Source organism: Streptomyces sp. SID486, assembly GCF_009865385.1.
In the GTDB taxonomy this organism is placed as follows: Bacteria; Actinomycetota; Actinomycetes; order Streptomycetales; family Streptomycetaceae; genus Streptomyces.
Genome location: NZ_WWJT01000722.1, coordinates 1 through 8,458, shown reverse-complemented (window position 1 = coordinate 8,458; position 8,458 = coordinate 1). Strand labels below are relative to the sequence as shown.

Here is an 8,458-nt window from a genome sequence, read left to right as displayed (position 1 = left end):
CCGTCCATGACCGGGACCGTCCATGACCGGGCCCGTCCATGACTGGGACCCGGCCGATGGGATCGGGCGGGTGGGGGCTCTGCCGGCCAGGGGAGGCCCGGCCGCTCCGGGGGGCGTGGGTGGTCAGCCGGTGCGGCGGGGGTACCGGTCGCGCCAGCGCTGGGGGGAGCCGGCCGCGGGAGTGGGGCCCGCCTGGCAGGTGGGGCACCAGTAGGTGGGCCGTTCCTGGGAGCCGTCGCCCTGGTCCGCCACCCGGACGGGGGTGTGGCAGCGCAGGCAGGGGCGCCCGGCACGCCCGTAGACGAACAGGTCGGGCCAGGGCAGCCGTGTCGTCTGCCGACGGGACAGGCCCGTGGTGCGGCGGACCGGACGGTCCCGGTTCGCCTCCAGCAGCCTCTTGGCCAGGGCGGGCAGTTTCTCGGCGCGGTCCGCGGGCAGCGCGCCGGCCGGGAGCCAGGGGGTCACGCCGAGCAGGAAGCACAGCTCGCTCTTGTAGACGTTGCCGATACCGGCCAGATTGCGCTGGTCCAGCAGGGCCTCGCCGAGCTGCCGGGCGGGGTCCGCCAGGACGTTGGCCAGGGCCAGGTCGGGGTCCCAGTCGGGGCCGAGCAGGTCAGGGCCGAGGTGGCCGACGGCCTGCTCCTCTTCGCTGGTGCGCAGCAGCTCCAACACCGGCAGGCGGAAACCGACGGCGTCGCGATCCGCCGTGCCGAGGATGATCCGGATCTGGTGGGCCGGCCCGCCCCGCCAGCGTTCACCCGTGCCGAAGACCTTCCAGGCGCCCTCCATGCGCAGATGGGTGTGGAGGGTCAGATCGCCCTCGAAACGGGTGAGCAGATGCTTGCCGCGCGCGATCGTGCTCAGCACCCTGCGGCCGGCCAGGTCGACCGTCGCGTACTGGGGCACCCGGAAGTCGCTGCGGACCAGCGCCTGGCCCGCGAGGGCTTCGTGCAGCCGCCGTGCGGCCTGCCAGACCGTGTCACCTTCGGGCATGCGTCAAGCGTGCCACGGGGACGGGGTGGCGGGGCGGGTGGAGGGGTGGGGTTGTAGGGCGTGCGGCATGGGCGGGTGGAGTGATGCGGGTTGTGATGGTGCGCTTGGTCGGGGGGAGGGGGTGCGGTGGTGCGGGGCGGGAGGAGGGTGGTGGCGTGAGTTGGTGGAGCAAGGGGGGGTGTCCCGTGGCGGGGTGGGTGGTGGGGTGGGCGGTGTCGGTCATGCTCTCAGGCGCAGGCCGCGTGGGGTGGCCACGAAGCCCGCTGCTTCCAGGAGCGCGCCCGTCGGGGAGGTCAGGGCCTGGACGCCGTTGATCCGCTCGACCGTGACCGTGCCGAGTGAACCGGCGCGGGCCGCGGCGGCCAGGGCCTCGGCGGCCGGGCGGAGGCGGGGGTCGTCCGTCGCGTCGGTGTCCGGACCGGCCGGCCAGGCCAGCAGCGTTTTGCCGCCGCGCTCCATGTACAGCGTCAGCTCGCCTTCCACGAGGACGACCAGCGAGCCCGCCTTGCGTCCCGGCTTGTGCCCGGCGCCGGTCGGCGGCTCCGGCCAGGGCAGCGCGGAACCGTAGGCGTTCGCGGGGTCGGCCGCGGCGAGGACCACGGCGCGCGGGTCGGGAGCGGCGGAACCCGACCGGCCGGTGCCGTAGCCGCCGCGGTGCGGGGACGTGCCGTAGGAGGGGCCGGCGCCGTACGGCGTGCCACCGCCGCGGGGGCCGCCGTAGCCCGCGGAGGCGAAGGGATCGGGGAGGTCGCGGGGGGAGGGCCGGCCGCCGTCGGCGGCGGGCTGGTCCTCCGGCGGCCAGGTGAAGTCGCCGTCCAGGCCGGGGTGGGCGAGGCCGCCGTCGGCCGCGTCGAAGGTGTGGCCGTGGGGGGTGCCGTCGGCGGGGGCGAAGGGGTCGGGGAACCCCTGCTCGGCGAAGCCGCTCGCGGTACCCGGGGCGCCGAAGCCGTTCTGCCGGGCCGGAGCGGGCAGACCTTCGGCCCGCTCGCGCGCGGTCGCCACCGCGCGCAGGCGGTCCACCGCGCCGTCCATCGCGAACTGGGCCGCGCCCAGCCCCTCGACCACGTAGCCGCGCCGGGCCTGACCGCTGTCCTCGAACGCCGACAGCACCCGGTACACCGCCGAGAAACCACCCTCGACGCCCTCAGCGGCGACCGCGCCCCGGGTGACCACGCCGTGCCGGTCCAGGAGCGTGCGGGCCAGTGCGTGCGCGCGCACCGTGGCATCCGGTTCGGCCGCGGGCAGCAGCGACCAGCGGCCGGCGACCGTCGGCGGACCGGTGCGGAACGCGGTGCGCGCGGCGGCCGTCAGGGAGCCGTACCGGCCGCGCGGGACGGCGCGCTTGGCGCGATGCGCGGTCGAGCCCGCCGTACGGCCGGAACCCAGCAGGGAACGCATGGGGGCCAGGGTGTCGTTGGTGAGCCGGCCGGACCAGGCGAGGTCCCACAGCGCGTCGGCCAGTTGGGGATCGGTGGCGTCGGGGTGCGTGGTGGCGCGGATCTGGTCGGCGATCTGCCGGAAGAACAGGCCGTAACCACCGGAGAGGGCGTCGAGGACGGACTGGTGGAGCGCGGTGAGTTCCAGCGGGTGCGGTGCCGGGAGCAGCAGCGGGGCCGCGTCCGCCAGATAGAGCGAGACCCAGCCGTCCTTTCCGGGCAGGGCACCCGCCCCGGCCCACACCACCTCGCCCGCGGCGGTCAGCTCGTCGAGCATCGACGGGGTGTAGTTCGCCACCCGGGAGGGCAGCACCAGCTTCTCCAGCGCGGATGCGGGCACGGAGGCACCCTGCAACTGCTCCACGGCGCGCACCAGCCCGTCGATGCCGCGCAGACCGTGCCCCTTGCCGATGTGCTGCCACTGCGGCAGGAACTGGGCGAGCGCGGCCGGGGGCACGGGTTCCAGCTCATGGCGCAGGGCCGCCAGGGAGCGGCGGCGCAGACGGCGCAGTACGGCCGCGTCGCACCACTCCTGGCCGATGCCGGCCGGGTGGAACTCGCCCTGCACGACCCGGCCGGCCGCCGCGAGCCGCTGCAGGGCTCCCTCGGTGACCGCGACACCCAGGCCGAATCTGGCGGCCACCGTGGTCGAGGTGAACGGGCCGTGCGTACGGGCATAGCGCGCGAGGAGGTCGCCCAGCGGGTCCTTGACCGGTTCGGTGAACGCCTCGGGCACACCGACCGGCAGCGCCGTGCCGAGCGCGTCGCGCAGCCGGCCCGCGTCCTCGATGGCGGCCCAGTGGTCGGCTCCCGCGATCCGGACCTTGATGGCCCGGCGGGCCCCGGCCAGTTCCCGCGGCCACTGCGGATCCGTGCCCCGCGCGACCAACTCGGCGTCGGTGAGCGGGCCGAGCAGGCGGAGGACGTCGGCGACGCCCTCGACGTCCTTGACCCGGCGGTCCTCGGCGAGCCACTGCAGCTCGCGCTCCAGCTCGGTCAGCACCTCCGCGTCGAGCAGTTCGCGCAGCTCCGCCTGACCCAGCAGCTCGGACAGCAGCCGGGAGTCCAGCGAGAGCGCGGCGGCGCGGCGCTCGGCCAACGGGGAGTCGCCCTCGTACAGGAACTGGGCGACGTATCCGAAGAGCAGGGAGCGGGCGAACGGGGACGGCTCCGGGGTGGTGATCTCGACCAGGCGCACCTTGCGGGACTCGATGTCGCCCATCAGCTCGACCAGCCCGGGGACGTCGAAGACGTCCTGGAGGCATTCGCGGACCGCTTCCAGCACGATCGGGAACGAGCCGAACTCGCTCGCCACCTGCAGCAGTTGTGCCGCCCGCTGGCGCTGCTGCCACAGCGGGGTGCGCTTTCCGGGGTTGCGGCGGGGCAGCAGCAGCGCGCGGGCGGCGCACTCGCGGAACCGGGAGGCGAACAGGGCCGAGCCGCCCACCTGGTCGGTGACGACCTGGTCGACCTCGCCCTTGTCGAAGGCGACGTCCGCCGCGCCGACCGGGGCCTGCTCGCTGTCGTACTCGCCGCCGGCCTTCACGGGCTCCTGGTCGAGCAGGTCCAGGCCCATCAGATCGGCGTCCGGCAGACGCAGCACGATGCCGTCGTCGGCATGCATGACCTGGGCGTCCATGCCGTACCGCTCGGACAGCCGCGCACCGAGGGCGAGGGCCCAGGGGGCGTGGACCTGGGCGCCGAAGGGGGAGTGGACGACGACCCGCCAGTCGCCCAGCTCGTCACGGAACCGCTCCACGACGATCGTGCGGTCGTCCGGCACATGGCCACACGCCTCGCGCTGTTCCTCCAGGTACGACAGCACGTTGTCCGCCGCCCACGCGTCCAGGCCGGCCGCCAGCAGCCGCAGCCGGGCGTCGTCCCTGGGCAGCGACCCGACCTCGCGCAGGAACGCGCCCACCGCGCGGCCCAGCTCCAGCGGGCGGCCCAGCTGGTCGCCCTTCCAGAACGGCAGCCGGCCCGGGACACCCGGCGCGGGCGAGACCAGGACACGGTCGCGCGTGATGTCCTCGATCCGCCACGAGCTCGTGCCCAGCGTGAAGACGTCGCCCACCCGGGACTCGTAGACCATCTCCTCGTCCAGCTCGCCGACCCGGCCGCCGCCCTTCTTGGGGTCGGAACCGACGAGGAAGACGCCGAACAGGCCGCGATCCGGGATCGTGCCGCCGGAGGTGACCGCGAGGCGCTGGGCGCCCGGGCGTCCGGTGATCTCGCCGGTGACGCGGTCCCACACCACGCGCGGGCGCAGCTCCGCGAAGGCGTCCGACGGGTAGCGGCCGGCCAGCATGTCGAGCGTCGCCGTGAACGCCGACTCCGGCAGGGAGGCGAACGGCGCCGCGCGGCGGACCATGGCCAGCAGGTCGTCGAACTGCCAGGTGTCCAGCGCGGTCATGGCGACCAGCTGCTGAGCGAGCACGTCCAGCGGGTTCGCGGGCACCCTCAGCGACTCGATGGAGCCCGACCGCATCCGCTCGGTGACCACGGCCGCCTGGACGAGGTCGCCCCGGTACTTGGGGAAGACGACACCGGTGGAGACGGCGCCGACCTGGTGTCCCGCGCGGCCCACGCGCTGCAGCCCGGAGGCGACCGAGGGCGGGGACTCGACCTGCACGACGAGATCCACCGCGCCCATGTCGATGCCGAGTTCCAGGCTGGAGGTGGCGACCACCGCCGGCAGCCGGCCGGCCTTCAGGTCCTCCTCCACCAGGGCCCGCTGCTCCTTGGAGACCGACCCGTGGTGCGCGCGGGCGATCACCGGCGGCGCGCCCTGCGCCGCTCCCGATCCGCCCATCAGCTCGGCGGGGGAGTGGTGCTCGTCCAGGGGCTCCCCGGTCGCCCGCTCGTAGGCGATCTCGTTGAGCCGGTTGCAGAGCCGCTCCGCCAGTCGCCGGGAGTTGGCGAACACGATCGTGGACCGGTGGGCCTGGACCAGGTCGGCGATCCGCTCCTCCACATGCGGCCAGATCGACGGCCGTTCCGCGCCCTCGGCGGCGTCGGCGGCCGGCGCTCCGCCCAGCTCGCCCATGTCCTCGACCGGGACGACGACGGAGAGGTCGAACTCCTTGCCCGACTCCGGCTGGACGATCTCCACCTTGCCGCGCGGGGACAGGTAACGGGCGATCTCGTCCACCGGGCGCACGGTCGCCGACAGGCCGATGCGGCGGGCGGGCTTGGGCAGCAGCTCGTCGAGCCGCTCCAGGGAGAGCGCGAGATGTGCGCCGCGCTTGGTGCCCGCGACCGCGTGCACCTCGTCCAGGATCACCGTCTCCACGCCGCTGAGCGCGTCGCGCGCGGCGGACGTCAGCATCAGGAACAGCGACTCGGGCGTGGTGATCAGGATGTCCGGCGGGCGGGTGGACAGGGCGCGGCGCTCGGCGGCGGGGGTGTCGCCCGACCGGATGCCGACCCTGATCTCGGGCTCGGGCCGGCCCAGGCGCACCGACTCCTGGCGGATGCCGGTCAGCGGACTGCGCAGGTTGCGCTCGACATCGACGGCCAGGGCCTTCAGCGGGGACACGTACAGCACCCGGCAGCGCTTCTTGGGGTCGGCCGGGGGCGGGGTCGAGGCCAGCTGGTCCAGGGCGGCGAGGAACGCGGCCAGTGTCTTGCCCGAGCCGGTAGGGGCGACCACCAGCACGTCTGAGCCCGCCTGGATGGCCTGCCACGCGCCCGCCTGGGCCGCGGTGGGCGCGGAGAAGGCCCCCGTGAACCAGCCGCGGGTCGCGGGGGAGAAGCCGTCGAGGGCCCGGTGGGCGGAGCTGACCATGCGTCCATCCTGCACCCGCCCACTGACAATCGCCCTGACCTGGACAAACGGGGCGAGCCGGGGGGTGGAGAGCGGCGTCCGGGGTGTGGGTGCGGTGCCGTGCGGTGCGGGCCGAGGTCGGGTCCGGCTCGGTGGGTCCGGGCCGGGCAGGGGCGGTGGCCTGGTTGGTGGGGCAAGGCTCGGCCGGGTGCGGCGGTGGCGGGGCCTGTCGGGCAAGGTCACGGCGGGGGAGAACCTGGCTCGGGCCGGGCGGACAATGGCCGTATGGCGGGTTCAGGGGAACGGGCACGGCACTGGCGGTACACGGAGCTGCCCGGAGTCGACCTCCTGCGTGCCCGCTACATCCGCAAGACCTTCGTCCGGCACACCCACGAGAACTTCGTGATCGCGGCCATCGCCGACGGCGTCGAGGTCTTCCACCACCACGGCTCCGACGTCTCCGCCGGCGCCGGAGCGCTCGCCCTGGTCAACCCCGACACCCCGCACACCGGCCGGGCCGGGGTGCCCGAGGGCTGGCGGTACGGCGCGTTGTACCCGTCGGCCGACGTGGTCGCGGCGATCGCCGCCGAGACCACCACCCTCCGCGGCACCCCTGGCTTCGTCAGCCCCGTCCTCGACGATCCCCGCACCGTCCGTCTGGTCCACCAGGTGCTGCGCGCCGCCGACGAGGGCAACGCGCTGGCGGCCGACACACTCCTGCGCGTCGCCGTGACCAGGCTCCTGCGGCTGAACGGCGGCCCGCTGCCCGAGCGGCGGCCCCGGACGGCGGGCGCGCGGATGGCGGCACGCGCGCGTGCGGTGCTGGAGGAGCGCATGGCGGGACCGCCGACCCTGGAACGGCTGGCCGCGGACCTCGGCACCAGTCCGTTCGCCCTGCTGCGGGCGTTCCGCGACGCCTACGGCATGCCACCGCACACCTGGCTGACCGACGCCCGTGTGCGCCGCGCCAGGCTGCTGCTGGACGCGGGGACGACTCCCGCCGACGCGGCAGTCGCCGTCGGCTTCACCGACCAGCCCCACCTCAACCGGCACTTCGCCCGGATCGTCGGCGTGCCGCCGGGCGCGTACCGGCGGGAGCGCACCGGCCCGGGAGAGCGCAAGAACGTACAAGACACGGGCTGACCGACGCCCGTACCGTCCGGGGTGTGGCACAGCACATAACACTCACCGACCCATCGACCGACGGCTCGGACAAGCCGGCGTCGGCCGTCGTACGGGACGCCCTCGGCGTCGGCGTCGCCGTGGGCCTGTCCGGGTTCGCCTTCGGGGTGACCTCGGCCGGCAGCGGACTCGGCCTGCTCCAGACCTGCGCGCTCAGCCTCCTGGTGTTCACCGGCGCCTCCCAGTTCGCCCTGGTCGGCGCGCTCGCGGCCGGGGGCAACCCGTTCACGGCCGCGGCCGGCGCCTTCTTCCTGGGAGTGCGCAACGCCTTCTACGGGCTGCGGCTGTCACAGTTGCTCGCCCTCCCGCGCGCGGTACGGCCGTTCGCCGCCCAGTGGGTGATCGACGAGACCACCGCGGTGACCCTTGCGCAGCCCGACCGGCGGACCGCCCGGATCGGCTTCACCGTGACCGGGCTCAGCCTGTACGTGCTGTGGAACCTCACCACGCTGCTCGGCGCGCTGGGGGCCGAAGCGATCGGCGACACGCGCGCGTGGGGCCTCGACGCGGCGGGGCCCGCCGTGTTCCTCGCCCTGCTCGCGCCGATGCTGAAGACGGCCACCGAGCGTGCGGTCGCGGGCCTCGCCGTCCTGCTGGGCCTCGGTCTGCTGCCCGTCCTGCCGGCCGGTGTGCCGGTCCTGGTGGCGGCGCTGGCGGCCCCGCTCGCCCTCTTCGCCGAGGACCGGCACCGGGCGCGTGGCGGGCAGGACGGACGCGGCGCGGAGGCGGACCGGTGAACACCTGGATCGCGATCGGGGCGACCGCCGTCGGCTGCTACGCCGTCAAGCTCATCGGGCTGCTCGTGCCGGCCCATGCCATGGAGCGGCCGTACGTGCGGCGGCTGGCCGCCCTGCTGCCGGTCGCGCTGCTCGCCGCGCTCACGGCCCAGCAGACGTTCGCCGACGGGCACGTGCTGATGCTGGACGCCAGGGCCGCGGGGCTCGGCGCCGCGGCCGTGGCACTGGTGCTGCGGGCACCGTTTCTGCTCGTCGTGGCGGCGGCCGTGCTGGTGACGGCGGGCGTGCGGGCCATCGGCGGGTGACGCGGACCTGGCCGGCCGCCGAGGGGGCGGGGAGGGGCC

At 75.1% G+C, this 8,458-nt stretch carries 5 protein-coding genes; 3 read left to right on the top strand and 2 right to left on the bottom strand.

The genetic code is table 11. The annotated features are described in order from the left end of the window. Positions 1 to 123: 123 nt before the first annotated feature. Positions 124 to 993, bottom strand: a complete 870-nt coding sequence (locus tag GT045_RS33960) for an Fpg/Nei family DNA glycosylase (RefSeq protein ID WP_161336541.1) — start codon at positions 991 to 993, stop codon at positions 124 to 126. A 219-nt stretch (positions 994 to 1,212) separates the two neighbouring features. Continuing rightward, positions 1,213 to 6,216, bottom strand: a complete 5,004-nt coding sequence (locus GT045_RS33955; RefSeq protein ID WP_161336540.1) for an ATP-dependent helicase — start codon at positions 6,214 to 6,216, stop codon at positions 1,213 to 1,215. Positions 6,217 to 6,480: 264 nt separating this feature from the next. Here GT045_RS33955 and GT045_RS33950 point away from each other — a divergent pair, with 264 nt between their 5' ends. From GT045_RS33950 to GT045_RS33940, 3 genes are read left to right on the top strand one after another with little or no spacing between them, the layout of a single operon-like run. Continuing rightward, positions 6,481 to 7,338 (top strand): AraC family transcriptional regulator, encoded by an 858-nt coding sequence (locus tag GT045_RS33950; RefSeq protein WP_161336539.1) that lies wholly within the window; start codon positions 6,481 to 6,483, stop codon positions 7,336 to 7,338. 23 nt (positions 7,339 to 7,361) lie between these two features. Continuing rightward, complete coding sequence (locus GT045_RS33945) at positions 7,362 to 8,114, top strand: AzlC family ABC transporter permease (RefSeq protein WP_161336538.1); 753 nt, start codon at positions 7,362 to 7,364, stop codon at positions 8,112 to 8,114. Beyond that, positions 8,111 to 8,419 (top strand): AzlD domain-containing protein, encoded by a 309-nt coding sequence (locus GT045_RS33940; RefSeq protein WP_161288072.1) that lies wholly within the window; start codon positions 8,111 to 8,113, stop codon positions 8,417 to 8,419. The genes GT045_RS33945 and GT045_RS33940 overlap by 4 nt, the downstream gene beginning before the upstream one ends. The last annotated feature ends 39 nt before the right edge of the window (positions 8,420 to 8,458 follow it).